This window comes from Catellatospora coxensis (assembly GCF_016862635.1).
Lineage (GTDB): Bacteria > Actinomycetota > Actinomycetes > Mycobacteriales > Micromonosporaceae > Catellatospora > Catellatospora coxensis.
Genome location: NZ_BONI01000044.1, coordinates 17,402 through 40,708, shown reverse-complemented (window position 1 = coordinate 40,708; position 23,307 = coordinate 17,402). Strand labels below are relative to the sequence as shown.

General features: G+C 71.4%; 20 protein-coding genes. 14 read left to right on the top strand and 6 right to left on the bottom strand.

Translation table 11 applies throughout. From position 1 onward, the window contains the following. Positions 1 to 133 precede the first annotated feature (133 nt). Positions 134 to 871 (bottom strand): polyprenol monophosphomannose synthase, encoded by a 738-nt coding sequence (locus Cco03nite_RS24465; protein ID WP_203694538.1) that lies wholly within the window; start codon positions 869 to 871, stop codon positions 134 to 136. A 56-nt stretch (positions 872 to 927) separates the two neighbouring features. Here Cco03nite_RS24465 and Cco03nite_RS24460 point away from each other — a divergent pair, with 56 nt between their 5' ends. The 9 genes from Cco03nite_RS24460 to Cco03nite_RS24420 all read left to right on the top strand — a co-directional run bounded on the left by Cco03nite_RS24460 (position 928) and on the right by Cco03nite_RS24420 (position 11,275). After that, complete coding sequence (locus Cco03nite_RS24460; protein ID WP_203694537.1) at positions 928 to 1,827, top strand: TrmH family RNA methyltransferase; 900 nt, start codon at positions 928 to 930, stop codon at positions 1,825 to 1,827. An 85-nt stretch (positions 1,828 to 1,912) separates the two neighbouring features. Then, positions 1,913 to 2,356: a hypothetical protein gene (locus Cco03nite_RS24455; protein WP_203694536.1), complete on the top strand. Its 444-nt coding sequence runs from the start codon at positions 1,913 to 1,915 to the stop codon at positions 2,354 to 2,356. A gap of 127 nt (positions 2,357 to 2,483) precedes the next feature. Beyond that, positions 2,484 to 4,202 (top strand): PucR family transcriptional regulator, encoded by a 1,719-nt coding sequence (locus Cco03nite_RS24450; RefSeq protein ID WP_444546531.1) that lies wholly within the window; start codon positions 2,484 to 2,486, stop codon positions 4,200 to 4,202. 178 nt (positions 4,203 to 4,380) lie between these two features. Next, positions 4,381 to 5,682: an aspartate aminotransferase family protein gene (locus tag Cco03nite_RS24445; protein WP_203694534.1), complete on the top strand. Its 1,302-nt coding sequence runs from the start codon at positions 4,381 to 4,383 to the stop codon at positions 5,680 to 5,682. 64 nt (positions 5,683 to 5,746) lie between these two features. Further along, positions 5,747 to 7,240, top strand: a complete 1,494-nt coding sequence (locus tag Cco03nite_RS24440; RefSeq protein WP_203694533.1) for a CoA-acylating methylmalonate-semialdehyde dehydrogenase — start codon at positions 5,747 to 5,749, stop codon at positions 7,238 to 7,240. Positions 7,241 to 7,589: 349 nt separating this feature from the next. After that, on the top strand, positions 7,590 to 9,020 hold the full coding sequence (gene ngcE / locus Cco03nite_RS24435; RefSeq protein WP_203694532.1) for an N-acetylglucosamine/diacetylchitobiose ABC transporter substrate-binding protein: 1,431 nt from the start codon (positions 7,590 to 7,592) through the stop codon (positions 9,018 to 9,020). Positions 9,021 to 9,097: 77 nt separating this feature from the next. Further along, positions 9,098 to 10,009 (top strand): carbohydrate ABC transporter permease, encoded by a 912-nt coding sequence (locus Cco03nite_RS24430; RefSeq protein ID WP_203694531.1) that lies wholly within the window; start codon positions 9,098 to 9,100, stop codon positions 10,007 to 10,009. Further along, positions 10,006 to 10,932: a carbohydrate ABC transporter permease gene (locus Cco03nite_RS24425; protein ID WP_203694530.1), complete on the top strand. Its 927-nt coding sequence runs from the start codon at positions 10,006 to 10,008 to the stop codon at positions 10,930 to 10,932. The genes Cco03nite_RS24430 and Cco03nite_RS24425 overlap by 4 nt, the downstream gene beginning before the upstream one ends. 151 nt (positions 10,933 to 11,083) lie before the next feature. Continuing rightward, the gene (locus Cco03nite_RS24420) at positions 11,084 to 11,275 is read left to right on the top strand and encodes a PspC domain-containing protein (protein WP_203694529.1); all 192 of its coding nucleotides are present in this window, start codon (positions 11,084 to 11,086) and stop codon (positions 11,273 to 11,275) included. A gap of 71 nt (positions 11,276 to 11,346) precedes the next feature. Here Cco03nite_RS24420 and Cco03nite_RS24415 read toward each other — a convergent pair whose 3' ends face one another. The 4 genes from Cco03nite_RS24415 to Cco03nite_RS24400 all read right to left on the bottom strand — a co-directional run bounded on the left by Cco03nite_RS24415 (position 11,347) and on the right by Cco03nite_RS24400 (position 15,887). Beyond that, positions 11,347 to 12,873, bottom strand: a complete 1,527-nt coding sequence (locus tag Cco03nite_RS24415) for an ATP-dependent DNA ligase (protein ID WP_203694528.1) — start codon at positions 12,871 to 12,873, stop codon at positions 11,347 to 11,349. A 187-nt stretch (positions 12,874 to 13,060) separates the two neighbouring features. Continuing rightward, complete coding sequence (locus Cco03nite_RS24410; RefSeq protein WP_203694527.1) at positions 13,061 to 14,293, bottom strand: GNAT family N-acetyltransferase; 1,233 nt, start codon at positions 14,291 to 14,293, stop codon at positions 13,061 to 13,063. Between the two features lie 89 nt (positions 14,294 to 14,382). After that, positions 14,383 to 14,703 (bottom strand): DUF6300 family protein, encoded by a 321-nt coding sequence (locus Cco03nite_RS24405; RefSeq protein ID WP_203694526.1) that lies wholly within the window; start codon positions 14,701 to 14,703, stop codon positions 14,383 to 14,385. A 206-nt stretch (positions 14,704 to 14,909) separates the two neighbouring features. Next, positions 14,910 to 15,887 carry an N-acetylglucosamine kinase gene (locus Cco03nite_RS24400; RefSeq protein WP_203694525.1) on the bottom strand — a complete coding sequence of 326 codons (978 nt, stop codon included), beginning with the start codon at positions 15,885 to 15,887 and terminating at the stop codon, positions 14,910 to 14,912. Between the two features lie 271 nt (positions 15,888 to 16,158). Between Cco03nite_RS24400 and Cco03nite_RS24395 the strand changes: the two genes are divergently transcribed. From Cco03nite_RS24395 to Cco03nite_RS24380, 4 genes are all read left to right on the top strand, one after another. Next, on the top strand, positions 16,159 to 17,085 hold the full coding sequence (locus Cco03nite_RS24395; RefSeq protein ID WP_239167626.1) for a MurR/RpiR family transcriptional regulator: 927 nt from the start codon (positions 16,159 to 16,161) through the stop codon (positions 17,083 to 17,085). 222 nt (positions 17,086 to 17,307) lie between these two features. Then, the gene (gene ngcE, locus Cco03nite_RS24390; RefSeq protein ID WP_203694524.1) at positions 17,308 to 18,726 is read left to right on the top strand and encodes an N-acetylglucosamine/diacetylchitobiose ABC transporter substrate-binding protein; all 1,419 of its coding nucleotides are present in this window, start codon (positions 17,308 to 17,310) and stop codon (positions 18,724 to 18,726) included. A 26-nt stretch (positions 18,727 to 18,752) separates the two neighbouring features. Next, on the top strand, positions 18,753 to 19,658 hold the full coding sequence (locus tag Cco03nite_RS24385; RefSeq protein WP_203694523.1) for a carbohydrate ABC transporter permease: 906 nt from the start codon (positions 18,753 to 18,755) through the stop codon (positions 19,656 to 19,658). Positions 19,659 to 19,670: 12 nt separating this feature from the next. Then, a complete protein-coding gene (locus Cco03nite_RS24380; protein WP_203694522.1) occupies positions 19,671 to 20,537 on the top strand; it encodes a carbohydrate ABC transporter permease in 867 nt (288 codons plus the stop codon). A 127-nt stretch (positions 20,538 to 20,664) separates the two neighbouring features. Here the strand turns inward: Cco03nite_RS24380 and Cco03nite_RS24375 are convergent, their stop codons facing one another. Next, a complete protein-coding gene (locus Cco03nite_RS24375) occupies positions 20,665 to 21,312 on the bottom strand; it encodes a class I SAM-dependent DNA methyltransferase (protein WP_203694521.1) in 648 nt (215 codons plus the stop codon). Positions 21,313 to 21,644: 332 nt separating this feature from the next. On the opposite strand from Cco03nite_RS24375, the gene Cco03nite_RS24370 reads away from it, so the two are divergent. Next, positions 21,645 to 23,306, top strand: coding sequence for a bifunctional 3'-5' exonuclease/DNA polymerase (locus Cco03nite_RS24370; RefSeq protein WP_239167617.1), 1,662 nt, complete (start codon positions 21,645 to 21,647; stop codon positions 23,304 to 23,306). The last annotated feature ends 1 nt before the right edge of the window (position 23,307 follow it).

Below are 23,307 nucleotides of genomic sequence, written 5' to 3'. Positions count from 1 at the left end.
TCTTGCGCGAACTGTGGGTACGACACGGGCGAACCGGACAAACTCCCAACAGTTCACGCAAGATCGTCGGGATCTTGGAGTGACGCAGAAGGGCCGGCAGCGAAGGCTGCCGGCCCTTCTGGTGTCACGGGGATCAGTGCGGGTTGCGGCCCAGGAGGAGTTTCCAGGGGACCAGGGCGGACTCGATCTGTACGCCGAGGCTCATCTTGGAGACGCCTTCCTCGCGTTCCTCGAAGCGGATCGGGACCTCGGCGATGCGCAGGCCCTGGCGGACCACGCGGTGGTTCATCTCGACCTGGAAGGCGTAGCCGTTGCTCTGGACCGAGGCGACGTCGATCGCGCGCAGGGTCTGGGATCGCCAGGCCTTGAAGCCGGCGGTGGCGTCCTTGACCCGGAGCCGCAGGATGGCGTTGACGTAGAAGTTGGCCCAGGCCGACAGGGCCTTGCGGTGCCACGGCCAGTCGCTGGCGACCGCGCCGCCGGTGACGTAGCGCGAGCCGAGCACCACGGCCGCGTCGGTGTCCGCCAGCGTCTGCAGCATGGCGGGGATCGCGGTGGTCGGGTGGGACAGGTCGGCGTCCATCTGGATGACGATGTCCGCGCCCTCGTCCAGCGCCTGGGTCATGCCCGCCACGTAGGCCCGGCCCAGCCCGTCCTTGGCCGTGCGGTGCAGCACCGTGACCGGGACGGGCCCGTCGACGGCCAGCTTGTCGGCGACCTCGCCCGTGCCGTCCGGCGAGTTGTCGTCGACCACCAGCACGTGCAGGTTCGCCACCGGCAGGGCAGCCAGCAGGTCGACGAGCTTCGGCAGGTTGTCGCGCTCGTTGTACGTGGGCACGACCACGGTGATCTTCGGAGCGGTGCTCTTCATCGATACCTCAGGATTGGGGACGTCCGACCGGCTGAGCGAGTCAGGGCAGACGGCCGATGGACGGGCGGCGGTGGCCGATCCTACCTTCCGGCGGGCCTGATCGCCCCAAGCGCGGTGTCGCCGCCGGGCCGTGCCGCCCCGGACGGCAGAATCGGGACGTGGAACTGATCACCGATCCGGGCGACGAACGCATCGCGGACTACCGGGCGCTGACCGACGTCGAGCTGCGTACCCGCTGGGAGCCGCCGCACGGGCTGTTCATCGCCGAGGGCGAGCTGGTGCTGCGCCGCGCGCTGCGGGCCGGCTACCGGCCGCGCTCGTTCCTGGTCGAGGCCAAGCGGGCGGGGCAGGTCGCCGATCTCGACGGCGCGCCGGTGTACGGGGCCGAGCCGGAGGTGCTGGAGCAGGTCACCGGGTTCCACGTGCACCGGGGCGTGCTGGCGAGTTTCCACCGGCAGCCCGCGCTCGCGGCCTCGGAGGTGCTGGCCGCGGCCCGGCGCGTGGTCATATTGGAAGACATCAACAACCATACGAACATCGGGGCGATCTTCAGGGGTGTGGCGGCGCTGGGGGTGGACGCGGTGCTGCTGTCGCCGACCTGCGCGGATCCGCTCTACCGGCGCAGCGTGCGGGTGAGCATGGGCGAGGTGTTCGCGATCCCGTACGCGAAGCTCGATCCGTGGCCGCAGGCGCTGTCGGAGGTGCGCGACGCGGGGTACACGATCCTCGCGATGACCCCCGCGGCCGACGCGGTGCCGATGCAGCGGCTCACCGACACCCAGCGGCTGCGCCCGGCGCTGCTGCTGGGGGCGGAGGGGCCGGGCCTGTCCCGGCACGCCCTGGAGGCCAGCGACGTACGGGTGCGCCTGCCCATGCGCCGGGGCGTCGACTCCCTCAACGTCGCCGCCGCGACGGCCGTCGCCTGCTGGGAACTCACCCGCGACGACCCCGCCTGACCCCGGCTGCCGCCCGTTCCGCGCAAGATCTGTTTTGGTCGGCGCCTACACTGCGCGCCATGATCTTCCGAAGCGGGACGACGCTGTGCTGACCCGGCTCAGGCGGCGTATCGGCTGGTGGGCGGTGCCGGTGGAAGTGCTCGCCCTGGTCGGGGTGATTCAGCTGTCGCTCGTGGCGCTGATCGCCGTTCTCGGCTCGGAGCCGGGCCCCTTCAGCTGGCGGATGTTCCTCTCCGTCTGGGTCTTCTTCGCGGCGGTCGGGACGGCGTCGGCCTGGTGGGATCGGCGCCGAGGCGGCCAGGAGGACGAGCCGGCGTGGCGTGCTCGTGCGCCGCGCCGGCTGCTACTGGGCATCGCGATCGCCGACGTGTGGTGGTCGGCCACCGTCGCCGCATCGGGGCTGTCGGTGTACCAGGGCGGCCTGGGGCTCTGGTGCGCGGTCCCGCTGACCGCGCTGGGGGTGTTCCCGTTGGTGCTGCTGCGCCACCTGGCCGGCCGATACGAGCAGGCGGAGACCGCGGCTTCGTGACCGGGTGGCCGGTGCGGCTCGGCGGCGTGGTTAGGCTGAACGGACCATAGGGCTGTCGAGGTCGGGGAATGGCCAGCTGTTGCAGACGTGCCGGGCGTGACGCCGCGGCGGGACCGCGGTGACCGCGGTGTTCCCGACGGTGCGTGAGGTGATCGCGCTGGACCCGGTGCGGATCGGCGCGCCGCGGCTGGTCGCGGGGGAGTCGGGGCTCGACCGGCCGGTGCGCTGGGTGCACTCGGCGGAGGTGCCCGACATCGCGACCCTGCTGCGCGGCGGCGAGCTGGTGCTGACCACCGGCATCGGCCTGCCCGCCGACGACGCGGGCGTACGGGCGTTCGTCAACGACCTGGCCGAGGTGGGCGTGTCCGGGCTGATCGTGGAGCTGGGGCGGCGGTACACGGCGAGCGTGCCGCGGGTGATGGCGGCCGCCGCGCAGAAGGCCGGCCTGCCGCTCGTCGAGCTGCGCCGGCCGACCCCGTTCGTGCAGATCACCGAGGCCGTGCACGCGCTGATCGTGGACGCGCAACTCGCCGAACTGCGCGCCACCGAGCAGATCCACCAGCGGTTCACCGAGCTGAGCGTGGAGGGCGCGGAGCCCGCCGAGGTGGTGCACCAGGCGGCGCAGCTCGCCGGCTGCCCCGTGGTGCTGGAGAACCTGGCCCGCCAGGTTCTGGCCTACGACGCGGCCGGAGACCGCGCGGAGATGCTCCTGGACGGCTGGGAGCAGCATTCCCGGCGGGTCAAGGCGCAGCCGTCGGGCAGCGGGCGCACCGGGTACGACCCGGACACGGGCTGGCTGGTCACCCCGGTCGGGGCGCGTGGGCAGGACTGGGGGCGGCTGCTGCTGCGCTGGCCCGCCTCGGGGACGGCCGCGGGCCGCCCGGTGGACGCCCCGCTCGCCACGGCGCAGGGGCCGGACGGCTCGTGGGACGAGCCTGATGCCGGGCTGGCCGCGCCCTCGGCGACGCCTCCGACACGCCTGATCATCCTGCTGGAGCGGGCGGCCTCGACGCTCGCGCTGGGCCGCTTGATCCGGCGTGACGCCGAGGGGCTGGAGCGGCAGCTGCACGGCACCCTGCTGTCGGCGCTGCTGGATCACAGCCTGCCGGTGTCGGAGGTGGCGCTGCGGGCCGCCGCGCTGGGCATCCAGCTGGAGCGCCGCCGCCTGGTCGGGGTGGTGGTGCGGCACCGGGACGAGTCGCTGGCCGCGGGCACCGAGGCGGGCCAGGCGGCGCTGCGCGACCTGGCCGACGCCGCCTCGCAGGCGCTGCGCGAGGCCAAGCAGACCGGGTTGACCAGCGCCGTCGACGACCGGGCGGTAGGCGCGCTGCTGGCGGTACGCGGGGAGGAGGAGCCCGCGCTGGAGGCCTTCGCCGCCGCGCTGCGCCGGGGACGGGCGGACACGCTGCTGATCGCGGCCGGCTCGGGCGTGGACAGCCTGCGCGAGGCCCGGCGCTCGCTGGTGGAGGCGCGCCAGGTGGCCGAGGCCGCCCGGCACGACCCGGCCGGCCCGGACGTGCACCGGCTGCCCAACGTGGGCCTGCCGGGGCTGCTGCACCTGCTGCGGGACGAGCCGCGGCTGCAGACGTTCGTGGAGCGACAGCTCGGGGCGCTGCTGGCGTACGACGCCGAGCATCCGAGGGACGCGCTGCTGCCGACGCTGCGGGTGTTCCTGGAGCACGGGCGCAACAAGTCGATCGCCGCGGGCGCGGCGCACCTGTCCCGGCCCGCCTTCTACGAGCGGCTGGCCCGGATCGAGCGCATTCTGGGAGTGGACCTGGACTCGGTGCAGGTGTGCCTGTCGTTGCACGTGGCGCTGCTGGCGAGGGACGCGTTGCGGGGCTGACACCAAACCTTCGATTCTTAGGCGAGCAGCACTGCGCGTACCCTCCCGGCTTGACGATCTGTCAGGTCGACACGGCGGCGGCTGGCACGATGTAGCTTGCCCAGGGCTCCCGGAGCTGGGAGCGTCCAGGGTGATCTCACACACAGCCGATACCGCCCGCCGAAGGACGTGTTAGCCCATGAGCACCGACGAACTGCTCAACCGCCACCGCGCCGTCATGCCCAACTGGATCAATCCGCTGTACGCCGACCCGATCGAGCTGGTCTCCGGCTCCGGCTGCCGGGTCACCGACGCGTCGGGGCGCACGTACCTTGATTTCTTCGGCGGCGTGCTCACCACGATGATCGGATACGACGTCCCGGAGATCTCCGACGCGGTGCGGCGGCAGCTCGACAAGGGCATCGCGCACTCCTCGACGCTGTACCTGATCCGCAAGCAGGTCGAGCTGGCCGAGAAGATCGCCAAGGTGTCCGGCATCCCGAACCCGAAGGTGTTCCTGGCCAACTCCGGCACCGAGGCCAACGACACCGCCCTGCTGCTGGCCACCCAGTACCGGCGCAGCAACCAGATCCTGGCGATGCGCAACAGCTACCACGGCCGCAGCTTCGCCGCGCTCGCCGTCACGGGCCAGCGCAGCTGGTCGGCGACCTCGCTGTCCCCGGTGAACGTCAGCTACCTGCACTCCGGCGACCGGCTGCGCGGGGTGTTCGCGGGCCTGCCCGACGCCGAGTACATCGAGCGCTCCGTGGCCGACCTGCGCGAGGTGCTGGCCACCACCACCGCCGGCGACGTCGCGTGCCTGATCGCCGAGCCGATCCAGGGCGTCGGCGGCTTCGTCGCGCCGCCCGACGGCTACTTCAAGGCCATCAAGGAGGTGCTCGACGAGCACGGCATCCTGTGGGTCTCCGACGAGGTGCAGACCGGCTGGGGCCGCACCGGCGAGCACTTCTGGGGCTACCAGGCCCACGACGCGGTGCCGGACATGCTGACCTTCGCCAAGGGCATCGGCAACGGCTTCACGCTGGGCGGCGTGGTGGCCCGCGGCGAGATCATGGACTGCCTGTCCGCTATCTCGTTCAACACGTTCGGCGGCAACCCGATCAGCGCCTCGGCCGGGCAGGCGGTGCTCGACTACCTGCTCAACCACGACCTGCAGTCCAACGCGGCCCGGGTGGGCGAGGTGCTGCACGCGGGCGTACGCGGGCTGAACTCCCCGATCGTGGCGGAGGTGCGCGGCAAGGGCCTGATGCTGGCGTTCGAGCTGGTCCGGCCGGGCACCCTGGACCCGGCGCCCGAGCTGGCGCTGCGGGTGCTGGAGGAGACCAAGGCCAACGGCCTGCTGGTCGGCAAGGGCGGCCTGTACGGCAACGTGATCCGGATGGGCCCGCCGCTGACCCTCACCGAGGCCGAGGCCAAGGAGGGCCTGGACATCCTCGCCGCGGCACTGGCGGCGGCACATCAGCAGGCGGTGACAGCATGAGCGAGCTTGTCGAGCGAATCGGCTGCTTCGGCGATGCCGGAGACGAGCGCAGCGAGGAGCGGGCATGACTGGTTACATCACCCACTTCGTGGACGGCAAGCCTTGGGAGCACGGGGCGACCCGGCAGGGCGAGGTGTACGACCCGGCGACCGGCCAGGTGGCGGCGCTGGTGGACTTCGCGTCGACCTCCGACGTCGGTGTCGTGGTGAGCGCCGCGGACCGGGCGGCGCGGGCCTGGCGGGACGCGTCGCTGGCCAAGCGGAGCGCGGTGCTGTTCGCGTTCCGGCAGCTCATCCACGAGCGGCGGGACGAGCTGGCCGCGGCGATCACGGCCGAGCACGGCAAGGTGCTCTCCGACGCGGCGGGGGAGGTGCAGCGCGGCCTGGAGGTGGTCGAGTTCGCCTGCGGCATCCCGTCGGCGCAGCGCGGCTTCTTCAGCGAGAACGTGTCGACCGAGGTGGACTCGTACTCGATCCGGCAGCCGCTGGGCGTGGTCGCGGTGATCACGCCGTTCAACTTCCCGGCGATGGTGCCGCTGTGGTTCGCGCCGATCGCGATCGCCTGTGGCAACGCGGTGGTGCTCAAGCCGAGCGAGAAGGACCCGAGCGCGTCGGTGCTGCTGGCGTCGTGGTTCGCCGAGGCGGGCCTGCCCGACGGCGTGTTCAACGTGGTGCACGGCGACAAGGAGGCCGTGGACGCGCTGCTGACCCATCCGCAGGTGAAGGCGGTGTCGTTCGTCGGCTCGACCCCGATCGCGCGCTACGTGTACGAGACGGGCACCGCGCACGGCAAGCGGGTGCAGGCGCTCGGCGGCGCGAAGAACCACATGGTGGTGCTGCCGGACGCCGACCTCGACCTGGCCGCCGACGCGGCGGTCAACGCGGGCTTCGGCTCGGCGGGCGAGCGCTGCATGGCGATCTCGGTCGTCGTGGCCGTCGATCCGGTCGGCGACGAGCTGGTCGGCAAGATCTCCGAGCGGGTGGCGGGCATCCGCACCGGCGACGGCCGCCGGGGTTGCGACATGGGTCCGCTGGTCACCAAGGTGCACCGGGACAAGGTCGCGTCGTACGTCGACGCGGGCGAGCGGGCCGGCGCGAAGCTGGTCGTGGACGGGCGCGCCGTGCGGCCCGATGCCGACGGATCCGGGTTCTTCCTCGGACCCACGCTGTTCGACCAGGTAACGCCGCAGATGTCGATCTACACGGACGAGATCTTCGGGCCGGTGCTCAGCGTGGTCCGGGTCGGCTCGTACGACGAGGCGCTGGCGCTGGTCAACGGCAACCCGTACGGCAACGGCACGGCGATCTTCACCAACGACGGCGGGGCCGCCCGGCGGTTCCAGCACGAGGTGGAGGTCGGCATGATCGGCGTGAACGTGCCGATCCCGGTGCCGATGGCGTACTACTCCTTCGGCGGCTGGAAGTCCTCGCTGTTCGGCGACACCCACGCGCACGGCGCGGAGGGGGTGCACTTCTTCACCCGGGGCAAGGTGGTCACCAGCCGCTGGCTCGATCCGCGCCACGGCGGAATCAACCTGGGCTTCCCGACCCAGCACTGACGTTCGGGCTGTAGCCCCGTCCATGCCGCCTGAGCTGCATGGACGGGGCTACGTGTATGTGAGAGGATCTGCCCCCGCGGCTCCGATCGTGCCGCTCCGGCGAGACGGTCGGAGCTTCTGCCATGTACGGGTGGCGGGAGTGGTGAAAACTTTCACCGCCCCGGGGTGTGTGAACGGATGATCTCCGGGTCATGAACGCCTGGGGGCGAATTATGGGGGTTCTGTAGAAAGTCTGCGTAACGTTTCTGCGGCGACATCTTGCCTAGTGACGACGGTGGCCGTAAGAATCCTTCAGAACACGGCCGAAACTTGTAGGGAAATACCAGACCGTCTCTGGCAAGGAGTGGGAATGGCACAGTCCGACCTGACCCGGCGTACGGTGCTGCGGCGTGCTGCCGCGGCGGGCGTCCTCGCCGGTCCGGCCGCGGGGCTGCTCAGCAGCTGCGCGCTCGGCGACGACACCTCCGGCGACACGTCCGGCAAATACGAGGGCACCAAGAGCGACAAGAACCCGCTGGGCGTGAAGGAAGACGCCCCGCTCGACGTCGTCATCTTCAACGGCGGCTTCGGCGAGGACTACGCCAAGGCGCACCAGGCGATGTACAAGGAGACCTACCCCAAGGCCGAGGTCAAGCACTCGGCCGTGGTGGAGATCAACAAGGAGCTGCAGCCGCGCTTCGTCGACGGCACCCCGCCGGACTTCGTGAACAACTCCGGCGCCGGCCAGATCGACCTCGGCGGCCTGGTCGCCCAGGGTGCGCTCGCCGACCTCACCCCGCTGCTGGACGCGCCGAGCCTGGACGTGCCCGGCAAGAAGGTGCGGGAGACCCTGCTGCCCGGCACGGTCGAGAGCGGCAGCTTCGACGGCAAGACGTACGTCCTGAACTACGCGTACACCGTCTACGGCATCTGGTACTCCAGCAAGCTCTTCACCGAGAAGGGCTGGGAGTACGCCAAGACCTGGGACGAGCACATCGCCCTGTGCAAGAAGATCAAGGCCGCCGGCATCGCGCCGTGGACCTACCAGGGCAAGCACCCGCGGTACATGTCCTGGCCGGTGATCTCCACGGCGATCAAGTTCGGCGGGCCGCAGGTCGCCATGGCGATCGACAACCTGGAGCCGGGCGCGTGGACCTCCGACGCGATGAAGGCCGCCGCCGAGGCGTGGCACCAGATCGTCAAGGACAAGTACATCCTCGAAGGCTCCCCGGGCCTGGACCACAAGCAGTCGCAGACCGAGTGGTGCAAGGGCAACGCGGCGTTCATCTCCTGCGGTTCCTGGCTGGAGAGCGAGCAGAAGGCGGTCACCCCCGAGGGCTTCAACATGGCCGTCGCCCCGACCCCGAGCCTCGGCTCGGCCGACAAGCTGCCGTTCGCCGCCATCCGCGGCACCGCCGGCGAGCCGTTCGTGGTGCCCGCCAAGGCGAAGAACGAGCGCGGCGGCATGGAGCTCATGCGGCACATGCTGTCCATGAAGGGCGCCAAGGACTTCACCGGCAAGGTCTCCAGCCTGTCCGTGGTGGCCGGGGCGGCCGAAGGGGCCACCCTGCCGTTCGGTCTGACCACCGCCGTCAAGGCGCTGGCCGACTCGGGCAGCAACGGCTTCAACTGGGTCTACAACGTGTACTACCGCAAGCTGGAGCGCGAGCTGGTCGACGCGGCCTGCGGCGAGTTCTTCTCCGGGCGCACCACGCCCGCCGAGTTCCTCGCGGCCTGCCAGAAGGGCGCCGACCTGATCGCCGCCGACACCACCTTCAAGAAGTACAAGCGCAGCGCCTGACGCGCTGACCTCGGCGTCCGCCACGCGCACCACGGGCGTGGCGGGCGCCGAACCGCACTCGACGAGGAGGGCACGACGTGAGACACGGGAAGTATCCGCTGCTGGCAGCGTTCTTGTTGCCGCCGCTGGCGTTGTACGGCTACTTCGTGGTGTCCCCGTACGCCCAGTCGTTCCTGATCGCGATGACGGACTGGCAGGGGCTGTCGCCGGCGTACGAGTTCGTCGGATTCGACAACTTCAAGCGCATGGTCGGCGACGAGTACGTCTGGAACGCCCTGCTCAACAACCTGTGGCTGCTGGTGCTGCTGCCGCTGCTGACCATCGCGCTCGGCCTGTTCCTGGCCACGATGCTCAACGTCGGGGGGCGGGGCGGGCGCAGCACGGTCACCGGCGTCCGCGGCTCGGGGCTCTACAAGGTCATCTACTTCGCGCCGCAGATGCTGTCGGTGTCGATCGTCGGCGTGCTCTGGGCCGAGGTCTACAACCCGCGCAGCGGCCTGGTCAACTCCGCGCTGCGCGCGGTCGGCCTGGACGGGCTGGCCAAGGTCTGGCTCGGCGACCCGGCGTACGCCTTCTGGGCCGTGCTCGCGGTCATGGTCTGGGCGAATGTCGGCTTCTACGTGGTGCTGTTCGGCGCGGCCATGCAGTCCGTGCCGCGCGACATCTACGAGGCCGCCGCCCTCGACGGGTCGAGCCGGCTCAACACCCTGGTGCGGATCACCATTCCGCTGCTCTGGGACACCATCCAGGTCGCCTGGGTGTACCTGGCCATCCTGGCGCTGGACGGCTTCGCGCTGATCCACGTGATGACCCGCGGCGGCCCGAACTTCTCCACCGACGTGGTCGGCCTGCGGCTCTACACCGAGGCGTTCGGCGACTACAAGTGGGGCTACGCGTCGGCCATCGGCGTCGTGATGTTCTTCGTGACCCTCAGCGTCACCGTGCTGTCCCTGCGCCTGACCCGCCGCGAGAGGATCGAGCTTTCATGAGCGAGCAGACTGCCGTTGCCGAGCGCGGGCCGCAGGCGGCCCAGGTGGACCGCCCAGGCCAGAACGTCACCGGGGAGCCCGGCCGGGGCCGCAAGGCGCTCGACGGCACGCTCAACGTGTTCTCGCACGCCTTCCTGGTGGTGTGGGGGCTGCTGACGGCCCTGCCGCTGCTGTGGGTGGTGCTCAGCTCGTTCAAGGACGACGCCGAGATCCTCGGCGACCCGTGGGGGCTGCCCAGCGCGCTGCGCTTCGACAACTTCGCCCGCGCCTGGACGCACGGGCACATCGGGCAGTACTTCGTGAACACCGGCATCGTGCTGCTCGGGTCGCTGACGCTGACCATGCTGCTCGGCGCGACCGCGGCGTACGCCCTGGCCCGCTACAAGTTCCTGGGCAGCCGGCTGGTGTACTTCGTGTTCGTCGGCGGCATGATGTTCCCCGTCGTGCTGGCCTTCGTGCCGCTGTTCAAGATCGTCGGTGGGGTCGGGCTGCGGGACACCCTGCCCGGCCTGATGCTGATCTACACGGCGTACTCGCTGCCGTTCACGGTCTTCTTTCTCACCGCGTTCTTCCGCACCCTGCCCGACGCGGTGGCCGAGGCCGCCTACATCGACGGGTGCGGGCCGTTCCGGACCTTCTTCCGGGTCATGCTGCCGATGGCCAAACCCGGCCTGATCAGCGTCGGCATCTTCAACTTCCTCGGCCACTGGAACCAGTACCTGCTGCCGGTCGTCCTGATCACCTCGGACGAGAAGCAGGTGCTCGCCCAGGGCCTGGCCAACCTGGCCATCAGCGAGGGCTACCGCGGCGACTACTCCCGGCTGTTCGCCGGCCTCACCCTGGCCATGCTGCCGGTCCTGGTGGTGTACGCGGTCTTCCAGCGCCAGGTGCAGTCCGGCCTGACCGCCGGCCAGATGAAGTGAGTCCTAGCACAGCCGCGCCATAGGGGACGCCCGTACGGGCCACGACCAGCGTGAATCCATCTGCGGACCGAGGGCGGGGGTGACCCCGCCCTCTACCGTCGAAGACAGCCGCGGCGAACACGCCGCACCGCTCTTCGGGGAGTTGACCAAGATGGCCTCAACGGCTCGGCGGCTGTACCGGCCCCGCCACGGACGCTGGATCGCGGGTGTCTGCGCCGGTCTGGCGTTGCGCTTCAACCTGCCGGCCTGGCTGGTCCGACTGCTGTTCCTGCTGTCGTGCCTGCTACCGGGACCCCAGTTCATCGTCTACATCGCGATGTGGGTGATCGTTCCCGAGGAGTGAGCGCGGGGCGTCCGCGTCGGATGATCAACGAGGGCGGTGCCGGGGGCCTCCGGCACGGCCCTCGTGCCAGGTCAGGCGTCGGCTTCGGCGGCGCCGAGCGCGCGTACCGCATCCAGGGTGTCGGCCTCGGCCGCGCTCTTGTCCTCGCGGTAGCCGAGCACCCGCGCGAAGCGCAGGGTCACCCCGCCCGGGTAGCGGGTGCTGCGCTGCACCCCGTCGAACGCGATCTCGACGACCAGCTCCGGCCGCACCGTGACCTGGAAGTCGTCGCGCTCGACCGCCAGCTCCAGCAGCCGCTCGGTCTGCCAGGCCAGCATCGCGTCGGTCAGACCCTTGAACGTCTTGCCGAGCATCACGAAGCCGCCGTTCGGATCCCGGGCCCCCAGGTGCAGGTTGGACAGCCAGCCGCGCCGCCGCCCGTTGCCCCACTCGGCGGCAAGGATCACCAGGTCGAGCGTGTGCCGGGGCTTCACCTTCACCCAGCCCGCGCCGCGCCGCCCCACCTCGTACGCCGCCTGCGCGGCCTTCACCACCACGCCCTCGTGCCCGGCCGCCAGCGCCGCGGCGAACGCCTGCCGCGCCTGCTCGGGCGTCTCGGCGAGGGTGCGCTCGACCCGCATCGCGGCGGGCAGCATCGCGTCCAGCGCGGCCCAGCGCGCCGTGCCCGGCTCGTCGATCCAGTCCGTGCCATCCAGGTGCAAAAGATCGAAGAAGTACGAGGTCAGCGCCCCCGAGGCCCGCTGCGCGGCCCGGCCCGACGTCTCCTGGAACGGGCGCGGCCGCCCGCGCTCGTCGACCGCGATCGCCTCCCCGTCCAGCACGACCGCGCGCACCGGCAGCGCCCGCACCGCGGCCACGATCTCGGGCACCCGGGCCGTGATGTCGTCCAGGCTGCGGCTGAACACGGCGACCTCGTCGCCGTCGCGGTGCGCCTGGATGCGGATGCCGTCCAGTTTCGCGTCCACCGCCGCGGGCGCCCCGGTCGCCGCGAGGGCCTGCTCCGGGTCGGGCGCGGACTGGGCCAGCATCGGCGCGAGCGCCGTGCCGACCGACAACCGCAGCGCCGACAGCCCCGCCTCGCCCTCGGCCAGCGCGGTCGCCGCCACCGCCTTCAGGTCCCCCGACAGCAGCAGCGCCCTTCGCACGACCGCGGCGGGCACCCCGGCGGCCAGCGCGACCGCGTCGGCCAGCAGCCCGGCCTGCGCGCCCTGGCGCAGTTCGCCGCCGATCAGCGCGGTCAGCAGCCGCTGCTCGTCGGCCGTGGCCGCGCCGAACAGCGCGCCCACCGCCGCGCGCCGCCGCGCCTGCGAACCCTGGCCGCTGATCAGCCCCATCGACTCCAGGGCTGCGTCGACCGCTCGCACGTCGAGGGTCGCCGACTCGGCGGGTGGGGGCAGCTCGCGCAGCCCCGCCCAGCCCACCCCGATCTGCCGCTGCCGCAGCTCACCGCTCAGGTAGGCCGCGCCGGCCGCGATCTCGACCGGGTCACCGCCCGCCGCCAGCTCCCGTAACGCCCCGGCGAGCAGTTCCACCTTCGCCTTGCGGCCCGAGGTGGCGGTCACGGCGGCCGACGTCGCGGCGATCCCGGCGAACAGCATGCCCCCATCCTGGCAGCCCACCCCGACACCCACCGACGTTCCGCCCCGACCCGCCTCCCGTCCACCCGCCCCGTTTTGCATAGACGTTGGCCTATTACAGCGAAAATCCGGCACCCGGATTCGATGAGATAGGCCAACGTCTATTGAAGGCGGGGTGGGGCGGGCGGGCGGGGCGGGGAGGGAGGGGTTAGAAGATCTCCATGCCGTGTGGGGCGCGGGTCCAGGTGAAGGCGGGGGCGGTGGTGGCGACGGCGCCGGGGTGCAGCTCGTCGACGCGGCCGGCCGCGGCGAGCGCGCCGAGGCTGTTGCCGCCCAGGTAGGCCGCGGCCAGGGTGGCCGTGTCCAGGCGCAGGTCGGGCTGGTCGGCGGTGGGTTCGCAGGCGGCGTGGTCGGGGCCGCCGCGCAGCCGGAACACGCCGCCGCTGCCGGGCAGCACCTCGTCGACGACCTCCAGCACCACGTCGACCTCCGCCGCGTAGCGCCGGGCGCGCAGCGCGGCGGGCACGTCCAGCAGCCGCGCCCACAGGCCGTCGCCCATCCGCATGCCGAGCCGGCGCGGGTCGTTGACCAGGTACTGCAAGGGCTCGTCGAGGGCGCCGAGCCAGAGCCCGACCGTGCGGGTCAGGTCGACGTTGAGCAGGTAGTCCCACAGCAGCGTGTACGCCGCCGGGGTGGCCGCCACCGTCTCCATGACGCCGACCTCGCCGTTCGGCCCGCTGTCGTTCCAGCTGGAGCGGAAGCGATAGAGGGCGTACCCGACCGGGGTGTCGCCGTCGAGGCAGACGACGGCCTGCAGCGGGCCGGCCCCGCCGCGATGCCAGGCCTGGTCGGCGAGCCGGTAGTCCCACCAGCGCGGGTCGCGGCTCGCGAAGCCGGGCCGGGCCGGGCGGGCCTGCTCGTAGAGGTCGGCGACCTGGGCTCGGTGCGCGGCGGCGGGTCCGGCCTGCAGGCGCAGCCCGTCCAGGCGGGACTTGTCGAAGCGGGAGCCGTCGACGCGCACCTCGCGGCGGTCGATCTCGAAGCTGAGGCGGCGGCTGGCCAGGCCGTACCCGTACCGGCCGTAGATGCCCGCCTCGCTGGCCCACAGCAACGCCAGCGCCTCGCCGCGGTCGCGGATCTCGCCGAGCTGGCGGGTGAGCATCGCCGAGGCGAGGCCGCGGCGGCGGTGCGTGCCGGCGACGGCGACGACGGTGACGAACCCGGCCGGCAGCACGCCGCCGGGCACGGTCAGGTTGCGGGTGTACGTGCCGACGTGGCCGACGACGCGCTCGCCGTCCACGGCGAGCACGGACCGGCCGGGCTCGAACAGAGCCCGCTCCTCGTCCCACTCCCGCCCGGCGGTGTCGTTGAGGAAGGCACGCTGGACCAGTTGGTTGACCTCGTCGTAGTCACCCTCGACGCCGGTTCGCAAAGTCACCATAGGAGGTTCTTAACCCGCGGCCGCGGCCACGGCAACCGTATTCGCCGGTGTGGCGGACCCGGCCGCCGGGCTCGCGCGTCGCGGGCGGGTCAGCCGGCGCGGCCGGCCCACCACGCCTCGACGTCGGCGGCCAGCGAGCTGTCCCGGTCGGCGCGTTCGGTGAGCGCCTCCAGCCAGCGTCCGACCAGCTCGGAGACCCGGTGCAGGTCCTCGGGGCGCACCTGCGGGTGCTCGGCGAAGTACGCCAGCAGGCCCTGGGTCTCGGGGCGGCCGGCGTCGCACTGCGGGCAGAGCCCGACGGTGCGGGTGCGGCTGGAGCGGGGCAACGGCACCTGGGCGGTCAGGTACAGCGCTTCGGCGCAGCTGCCGCAGCGGGAGCCGCCGGCGGCCCGGACCTTCACGTCCGTCATCGCGACGACTCGGGGGCGAACTGGCAGACCTGCACCGGAGCAGGTTACCGGGCGCACCCGCCCGCTCGCCGCGTGCCCCGTGTCCGTCCCGCGTTCGCGTCGCGCCCGGTCGTGATCGTTCGGCTTGCCCGGCACCCGTGCGTATCTTGACCGGCCTGTCGACCACCTGCCCGGCAAGTCGGGCGATCTTGCGAGCCGCGGTCCGGTCAGGCGGAGGTGAGCAGGCGGGAGTGGAGGGTGCGGGGGTCGGGGGCGGTGGGCAGGGCGGCGAGCCAGGCGGCCGCGGCGGCGGCGTCGCCGGCGGGGCGCAGCGTGGTGGCGGGCCAGCTCACGGAGATCGCGGCGGCCAGTTCGGCGGCCAGCGGGGTGTCGTTGGTGAGCAGGCCGCCGCCGCGGACCAGGACGGTGGTCTCGCCGGGCGCGCGCACCATGGCCACCGTGTCGGCCAGGTGGGCCGCGCCGCGCTGGACCACGTCCACGGCGGCCGGGTCGTCGGCGTCGTAGTAGCGCAGCACCAGGGGCGCGAGCCGGGCCAGCGCGATCGGGGACTCGGCCACGACGGCCTGGACCAGGCCGGCGGCGGTGTCACGGCGGCGCGGCGCGATGGTGTCGGTGCCGAGCAGCTCGGTCAGCACGCCCGCGGCCAGCGCGCCCAGCGGGCGTTCCTTGTCCAGGTCGCGCAGGGCGCCGCGGACGGCCTCGCGGCCCAGCCAGTAGCCCGAGCCGAGGTCGCCGAGCAGCCAGCCGTGGCCGTCGGCGACGTGGTCGAGCCGGTGGTCGCGGACCCGGGCGGCGACCGCGCCGGTGCCGGCCACGATCACGGTGCCGTCGGGCTCCGGGGTGCCTGCCGCGTACGCCGCCAGCACGTCGCTGACCAGCTGGGGTTCGCAGCGCAGGCCGAGGCCGGTCCAGGCCTGGTCGAACGCGGACCGCAGCGCGGGGGAGGCGCCGAGCTTGGTGTACCCGGCCATGCCGAGCACGGCTCCGGCGACGGACTCGGGGGCGGTGTCGCCCAGCGCGGCCCGGATCGCGGCCGTCAGCTCGGTCAGTGCGGCGGCCCCGTGGGTGGTGGGATTGCCGCCGCCGGCCCGCCCGGCCCCCAGCCGCTGCCCGTCCGCGGTGGCCAGCACGGCGCGGGTGCTCGTTCCGCCGACGTCGAGCCCGAGTACCAGCTTGTCCGACATGTCACCTCTTACCTCATCCAAACGGTCAACGCTGGTGTGGCCTTCGCGGCATTCATGCTCCCTGTAGTGGCCGCCGTGAGCAAGGGCCGGGCAGCATCGCCAGGTAACAGCTTTAAAAAGTTTGCCCGTGGACTTGACAAGAGGGGGTCGTCAGTAAGAACTTTTACCACTAACAGTTAACTTCCTTTCGGTTAACTGTTCGGGACCTGGTCAGTAGGAGAAGTCAGTGGTGGAGCGCGTGGAACCGGTCGCGGCGGCACAGTCCGCCCCGCTGGAGATCCCGCACGCCCGGCTCGGCCTGGACCGGCCGGACAGCGTGCTGGTGCGGGTACGCGCGCAGCTGCCCGAGTTCACCGGGGCACTGCAGCGCGTCGCCGAGCAGGTGCTGACCGATCCCGCCGGCGCCGCCCGCGCCACCATCGTCGAGCTGGCCGAGCGCTCCGGCACCTCGCCCGCCTCGATCACCCGCTTCTGCCGCGCGCTGGGCTTCGAGGGCTACGCCGATCTGCGCCTGGCCATCGCCGGCGAGACCGGCCGCGCCGCCCGATCTGCCGGCTGGGCCGAGGACATCGGCCGGGCCATCGAGCCGGGCGACCCGCTGGAGCGCGTACTCGCGCAGATCATGGCGGCCGACACCCAGGCCATGCGCGACACCGCCGCGATGCTCGACCTAGCCGAGGTCGAGCGGGCCGCGGCCGCGATCTCCTCGGCCAACCGCGTCGACATCTACGGCGCGTCCGGGTCCGCCCTGGTCGGCGCCGAGATGCAGTTCTCGCTGCACCGCATCGGCATCGCCGCGTGGACCTGGCCGGACGTGCACAACGGCCTGGCCAGCGCCGCGCTGCTGCGCGAGGGCGACGTCGCGCTGGGCATCTCGCACACCGGGCAGACCCGCGAGACGGTCGAGATGCTGGCCGAGGCCGGCTCGCACGGCGCGGTCACCATCGCGCTGACCGGCTTCCCTCGCTCGCCGCTGGCCGAGCTGGCCGACATCGTGCTGCTCACCGCGAGCCAGGCCACCTCGTTCCGCCCGGACGCGCTGTCGGCGCGCCACCCGCAGCTGGTGGTGCTCGACCTGCTCTACATCGCGGTAGCCCAGCGCACCCACGACCGCTCCCACGCCGCGTTCCAGCGCACCGCCCGTGCGGTGGACGCGCACCGTTTCAGCAACGGCCAGAGCAAGGAGGGCGAGCTGTGACCGCCCCCGCCTGCGCCGTGCTGCCGCTGACCGTGCTCGACCCGATCGAGCACTGGGCCGACACCACATCGGGCAACGCCGCCCGGTGTGGTGCCGCACTGATCCCCGGTGCGGCCGGGTCCGCCGTGGCCACGGGTTCGCCCGTGACCGCGACTGCTACAGGCACCGCCTCACCACACCCTCGAGTCACTATCTCAGCGACCCGAATCTGAGGAGACAATGATGTCCAACCACACCGACAGCCCGTCGGAGCTGAGCCGTCGCAGCGTGCTGCGCCGGACTGCGGCCGTCGGCCTGCTGGCCACCCCCGCCGCCGGTCTGCTCTCCGCCTGTGTCGGCGGCGGCACCGAGGAGCCTTCCACCTCGGCGACCGGCACGAAGTCCGCGGAGAACCCCCTGGGTGTCGCGACCGAGACTCCGGTCGAGGTTGTGATCTTCGATGGCGGTCTGGGCACCAAGTACGCCACGGACGTGCACATCCCGTCGTACAAGGCGAAGTTCCCGAAGTCGGAGGTGAAGTACTCCTCGACGCAGGAGGTCTCCACCGCTCTGCAGCCGCGCTTCGCGAGCAACACCCCGCCGGACATGGTGAACAACGCCGGCTCGAAGCTGATGGACCAGGGCAAGCTCGTCGAGGCCGGCCAGGTCGCCGACCTGAGCGACCTGTTCGCCGCCCCGTCGCTGGACATCGCCGGCAAGACCGTCGGTGAGACCCTGATCCCGGGCACCATCGAGCAGGGCACCTTCAACGGCAAGCCGTACGTGCTGAACTACGCCTACACCGTGTTCGGCCTGTGGTACTCCGGCAAGCTGTTCAAGGACAACGGCTGGACCGCGCCGACCACCTGGGCGGACTTCACCGCGCTGCTGGAGAAGATGAAGGCCAAGGGCATCACCCCGTACTCGTACGCGGGCGCCAACGCGGCCTACTACCAGTACCTGGTCATCCTGACCACCGCCGCCAAGATCGGTGGCGCGGACGTGCTCAAGGCGATCGACAACCTCGAGCCGAACGCGTGGAAGAACGACGCCGTCAAGCAGGCCGCCACCCTGTGGGGCGAGATCGGCGCCAAGTACGGCAACAAGGCGCACCTGGGCCTGAAGCACACCGAGGTGCAGCTGCAGCAGAACCAGTACAAGGTGGGCTTCTACCCGTCGGGTTCCTGGCTGGAGAACGAGCAGTCCAAGGACACCCCGGCCGGCTTCGACTACCAGGTCGCCGCCATCCCGGGCGCGACCGCGTCGGACAAGCTCCCGGCCACGGGCCTCTACGCCGCCGCGGGCGAGATGTACTTCGTCGCCAGCAAGGGCGGCAACGTCCAGGGCGGCAAGGAGTACCTGCGCCACATGCTGTCCAAGGCGGGCGCGAAGGGCTTCACCGAGCTCACCAAGTCGCTGACCGTCGTCACCGGCGCGGCCGAGGGCCTGACCCTCTCGCCCGGTCTGACCTCGGCCAACGCGGCGCTGACCGCGGCCGGTGCGGCCAACTTCAGCTTCCGCTGGGACGCCTGGTACAAGAACCTGGACGACGAGTGCCGCGCCGCCACCAACGAGCTGATGTTCCAGGGTGGCACCGCCGACAAGTTCTGCGACCGTATGCAGGCTGCGGCTGACAAGACCGAGAAGAAGTTCTCCCGCTAATCCCCCCGAAGCCGGAGTAGTTGATCATGCGGCAAGGTAAATACCCGTTCGTCATCGGGTTCCTGATCGCCCCACTCGCCCTTTACGGCATGTTCGTCCTGCGCCCGATCGCCGCGGCGGTCCAGGTGTCCATGACGAACTGGAGCGGCCTGTCCCCGAATTTCGATTTCGTCGGCCTGGAGAACTTCCAGAAGCTCCTCGACGACGACAAGGTATGGCTGGCGGCGAGACACCACGTCTTCCTGCTGGTCACCTTGCCGGTGATCACGATCGCCCTCGCCCTGTTCTTCGCGTTCCTGTTGAACATGGGCGGGGGCACCCGCGGCGGCATGATGACCGGGGTCTGGGGGTCGAAGTTCTACCGCGTGGTGTTCTTCCTCCCCCAGGTCCTGGCCGTCGTGATCGTCGGCGTCATCTTCGGCCGGGTGTACGCCCCGGACGGCAGCGGCGTCCTGAACCGGTTCCTCGAACTGTTCGGCGTGGACCCGGTGCCGTTCATGGCCGAGTACGGCCTCTGGTCGATCCTCGGCGTGCTGGTCTGGCAGGCGGTCGGCTTCTACGTGGTGCTGTTCGCCGCGGGCATGTCGAGCATCCCGGCCGAGATCTACGAGGCGGCCGTGATGGACGGCGCGAGCCGGGTCACCATCTTCTTCCGGGTCACCATCCCGCTGCTCATGGAGACCGTGAAGGTCGCCTGGGTGTACCTGGGCATCCTGGCCATGGACGCGTTCGCGCTGGTGATGGTGCTCTCCATCGACGAGGGCGGCCCGGACGGGGCCACCACCGTGCTGCCGGTGCAGATCTACAAGTCCGGAATCCGGGAGTCGGACTACGGCTACGCGTCGGCGCTCGGCGTGGCGCTGGCCGTCTTCACCATCATCTTCGCGGTGCTGTCCCTGCGTGGCGGCAAGCGCAACGCGGTCGAGCACTGAGCGGGGTCTGTCGTGGCAAACAAGTCTGAGAAGCGCTCCGGCGCCGGCGTCCTGAACAAGCTGTCCCACGTCGCGCTCGCCGTCTGGGCCATCCTGATCATCTACCCGCTGATCTTCACGTTCCTGGCCGCGTTCAAGAACAACACCGAGATCTTCATCGGCAACCCGTTCGCGCTGCCGAGCCACTGGGACTTCGAGTCGTTCGGCCGGGCCTGGACCGAGGCGAAGGTCGGCACGTACTTCCTGAACAGCCTGATCGTGGTGTCGGTCTCGACGTTCGGCACCATGCTGCTGGGCGCGATGGCCGCCTACGTGCTGGCCCGCTACGAGTTCGTCGGCAACAGGTTCATCTACTTCCTGTTCATCGCGGGCCTGGCCTTCCCGGTCTACCTGGCCCTCACCCCGCTCTACATCGTGGTGCAGGAGCTGGGCCTGCTCGGCACGCACACCGGCCTGATCCTGGTGTACATCGCCTACTCGCTGCCCTTCACCGTCTTCTTCCTCGCCGCCTTCTTCAAGACCCTCCCCAACGCGGTCGCCGAAGCAGCGATGATCGACGGCGCCTCCCACACCAAGCTCTTCTTCCGCGTCATGATGCCCATGGCCAAGCCCGGCCTCATCAGCATCACCATCTTCAACATCATCGGCCAGTGGAACCAGTACGTCCTACCGGTCTCCCTGCTCCCCGGCGGCGCCGAGGGCCAGGAGAAATGGCTCCTCACCCAGGGCATCGCCAACATCTCCACCGCCGCCGGCTACCAGGCCGACTGGCCCGCCCTCTTCGCGGCCCTGTCGATCGCCATCATCCCGATGATCATCGTCTACACCATTTTCCAGCGCCAGATCCAGTCCGGCCTAACCGCCGGCGCCGTAAAGTAACCCCCGCACCCCCCGCACCCCCGCTCGCCCGCTCGCTCAAGATCGCGACGATCTTGCTTGAGCTGTGGGTACGACACGCTCATTCCGGGCGGATCACCCACAGCTCACGCAAGATCGTCGCGATCTTTCAGTAGGGGCGGGCGACGGTGCAGTAGGCGTAGAGGTGGGTTTGGGGTTGGGCGTCGACGGTGGGGAGGGCGGGTTCCCAGAGGTCGGTGACGAGGTCTTCGACGGTGAAGCCGTGGCGGTTGAGGAGGTGTCTCAGGTCTTCGCGGGGGTAGGCGGTGAGGGGGACCCGGGTGCCCAGGAAGTCCCTCATGAGGTGGTCGGAGTCGCCTTCGACCATGCCCAGGGCGAAGTAGCCGGTGTGGTCGAGGACGTGGTGGATGTCCTCGAGTGCTTTGTCGATGTCTGCTCGGGAGAGCATGAGCAGGGAGAAGAAGGCGACCACGGCGTCGAAGCGCTGCTGGGTGGGGTGGAGGCCGTCGAGGTCGAACAGGTCGCGTTCGACGAAGATCGCTTCGGGGACGGTGTGGCGGGCCAGTTCGAGCATGACCGGTGAGGTGTCGATGCCGACGACGTGGCAGCCGCCGTCGATGAGCTGGCGGGCGGTGGGGGTGCCCGAGCCGCAGCCGACGTCGAGGACCAGCGGGTGCTGCCGGTCGGACAGGCGGTCGAGCAGCCACCGGCCCGCGGCGAGCTGGCCGGGCCGGTCCGCGAAGGCCTCGCTGTAGGTCGCGCCGATCCGGTCGAACACGGGCTCCGATGCGGTCATACGTCCTATATATCCGCGTTGAGCCGCCTTCGGGGGCGAATCCCGGTCCCCGGGTGCTGAGGCCCGCCGCGCCCAGCCGCAATCGCTACGCCTGTCACGGCCACGGGGTTGGCCGTGCTCGCCGTGCTCGCCGGCGCGGGTTGCGGCTGGCCGTGATCGCTGTTTCAGGTCATGATCTGGCGTTCGGCCGCGGATCATGACCTGAAACGGCGATCTTCGACGGGCGGCCGCGGCGGCAGGTGGGAAGGCTGGTTGGGAAGGGCACCTTCTACAACGTATGGCGATGTGAAGGTGCCCTTCCTTCGCTCGGGATGTCGGGCGGCGGCAGCAGAATGGGCGGCGTGACGGTGATCGCGGTGGTGGCGGACGGCAGCGGCGGGGGGCTGCTGCGGTCGCTGGACGCCGCGGGCGCACCGAGCGGGCCCGTCGAAGCCGTGGACGACCTCGCCGCCGCTGTCGCGGATCGGGAGCGGGGGAGCGCGCCGCGGTGGTTGTGGGGGTCGACGGAACAGATCTACGGTCCGCTGCTGGCGGCGGGGGTGCGGGTCCGGCGGTGCCATGACATGGAGCTGGCCGAGACGCTGCTGCTGGGGTACGCCGGGCGGTACGGCGAGCCGCGGTCGGCCGCGGCGGCGTACGCGCGGCTGGTCGGGGCGCCGGTGCCCGCAGATCAGGCGGCCCGTCCGGCCCAGCCGCCGGGTGATCTGCAGGGCACCCTGTTCGGGGACACCCCCGCCCCGGCGGCGGTGCCGGACGGCGTGGACCCGCTGGACGCGCTGGCGGCCGTGTACCGCGACCAGCTCGCCCGGATCGCGGCCGTCGAGCAGCCGGCGCGGATGCGGCTGCTCGTCGCGGCCGAGTCGGCGAGCGCGCTGATCGCTGCGGAGATGGGACACACCGGTATGCCGTGGCAGGCCCGCGCCCACGACGAGATCCTGGTCGGGCTGCTGGGGGAGCCGTCGCCGGTGGGTGGGCCGCCGCGGCGGCTGGCCGAGCTGTCGGGCCGGATCGCCGAGCTGCTGAACGCCCCCGGCCTGCACCCGGACTCGCCCGCCGAGCTGCGCAAGGCGCTGCGCCGGGCGGGCATCGAGGTGCCCAACACCCGGTCCTGGGTGCTGAAGGCGGTCGACCACCCGGTCATCGAGGTGCTGCTGGAGTACAAGGAGCTCTACCGGATCTGGACCGCGCACGGCTGGAGCTGGCGGGAGCAGTGGGTGCGGCAGGGGCGCTTCCGGCCCGCGTACGTGCCGGGCGGGGTGGTCACCGGGCGCTGGGCGACCCGGGGCGGGGGAGCGCTGCAGATCCCCAAGGCGGTACGCGGCGCGGCCCGCGCCGATCCCGGCTGGCGGCTCGTCGTCGCCGACGCGGGGCAGCTCGAACCGCGCATCCTCGCCGCCGTGTCCGGTGACGCCGGGCTGGCCCGCGCCGCGGCGGCCGGGGACCTCTACGCCGTGCTGGCCGCCGAGGCGTTCAAGGGCGACCGTGCCGCCGCGAAGCTGGCCCTGCTGGGCGCGATGTACGGGCAGACCGGCGGCGCGGCCGCCCCGGCGATCGCGGCGCTGCGCGGCAGCTACCCGAAGGCCTGGGCGTACGTCGAGGCGGCGGCGCGCACCGGGGAGACCGGCGGCCTGGTGCGCTCCTGGCTGGGCCGCACCTGCCCGCCGTCGGCGCTGGAGTCGTCGTGGGCCGACGAGGGCGCGTCGGGCCGCTCGCGGGGCCGGTTCACCCGCAACTTCGTCATCCAGGCCACCGCCGCCGAGTGGGCCGCGTCGCTGCTGGCCACGCTGCGCGCCCGGCTCTGGGACCGCCGGGCCGAGCTGGTCTTCTTCCAGCACGACGAGGTCATCGTGCACTGCCCGGACGAGGAGGCCGACCTCGTCGTGGCCGCCCTGGAGGCCGGTGCCAAAGCGACGGGCGAGCTGCTGTTCGGCAGCTCGCCCGTGCGGTTCCCGCTCACCGTCGCCGTCGTGGACTCCTACGGCGACGCGAAGTGAG

What these genes read in the sequence shown, in the direction of transcription:
- ngcE (WP_203694524.1), top strand. Translation starts at nt 17,308, where the DNA reads ATGTCCAACCACACCGACAGCCCGTCGGAGCTGAGCCGTCGCAGCGTG.
- Cco03nite_RS24460 (WP_203694537.1), top strand. Translation starts at nt 928, where the DNA reads ATGGACGGGCGGCGGTGGCCGATCCTACCTTCCGGCGGGCCTGATCGC.
- Cco03nite_RS24405 (WP_203694526.1), bottom strand. Translation starts at nt 14,703, where the DNA reads ATGACGGACGTGAAGGTCCGGGCCGCCGGCGGCTCCCGCTGCGGCAGC.
- Cco03nite_RS24415 (WP_203694528.1), bottom strand. Translation starts at nt 12,873, where the DNA reads ATGCTGTTCGCCGGGATCGCCGCGACGTCGGCCGCCGTGACCGCCACC.
- Cco03nite_RS24375 (WP_203694521.1), bottom strand. Translation starts at nt 21,312, where the DNA reads ATGACCGCATCGGAGCCCGTGTTCGACCGGATCGGCGCGACCTACAGC.
- Cco03nite_RS24445 (WP_203694534.1), top strand. Translation starts at nt 4,381, where the DNA reads ATGAGCACCGACGAACTGCTCAACCGCCACCGCGCCGTCATGCCCAAC.
- Cco03nite_RS24425 (WP_203694530.1), top strand. Translation starts at nt 10,006, where the DNA reads ATGAGCGAGCAGACTGCCGTTGCCGAGCGCGGGCCGCAGGCGGCCCAG.
- ngcE (WP_203694532.1), top strand. Translation starts at nt 7,590, where the DNA reads ATGGCACAGTCCGACCTGACCCGGCGTACGGTGCTGCGGCGTGCTGCC.
- Cco03nite_RS24400 (WP_203694525.1), bottom strand. Translation starts at nt 15,887, where the DNA reads ATGTCGGACAAGCTGGTACTCGGGCTCGACGTCGGCGGAACGAGCACC.
- Cco03nite_RS24385 (WP_203694523.1), top strand. Translation starts at nt 18,753, where the DNA reads ATGCGGCAAGGTAAATACCCGTTCGTCATCGGGTTCCTGATCGCCCCA.
- Cco03nite_RS24370 (WP_239167617.1), top strand. Translation starts at nt 21,645, where the DNA reads ATGGGCGGCGTGACGGTGATCGCGGTGGTGGCGGACGGCAGCGGCGGG.
- Cco03nite_RS24420 (WP_203694529.1), top strand. Translation starts at nt 11,084, where the DNA reads ATGGCCTCAACGGCTCGGCGGCTGTACCGGCCCCGCCACGGACGCTGG.
- Cco03nite_RS24465 (WP_203694538.1), bottom strand. Translation starts at nt 871, where the DNA reads ATGAAGAGCACCGCTCCGAAGATCACCGTGGTCGTGCCCACGTACAAC.
- Cco03nite_RS24410 (WP_203694527.1), bottom strand. Translation starts at nt 14,293, where the DNA reads ATGGTGACTTTGCGAACCGGCGTCGAGGGTGACTACGACGAGGTCAAC.
- Cco03nite_RS24440 (WP_203694533.1), top strand. Translation starts at nt 5,747, where the DNA reads ATGACTGGTTACATCACCCACTTCGTGGACGGCAAGCCTTGGGAGCAC.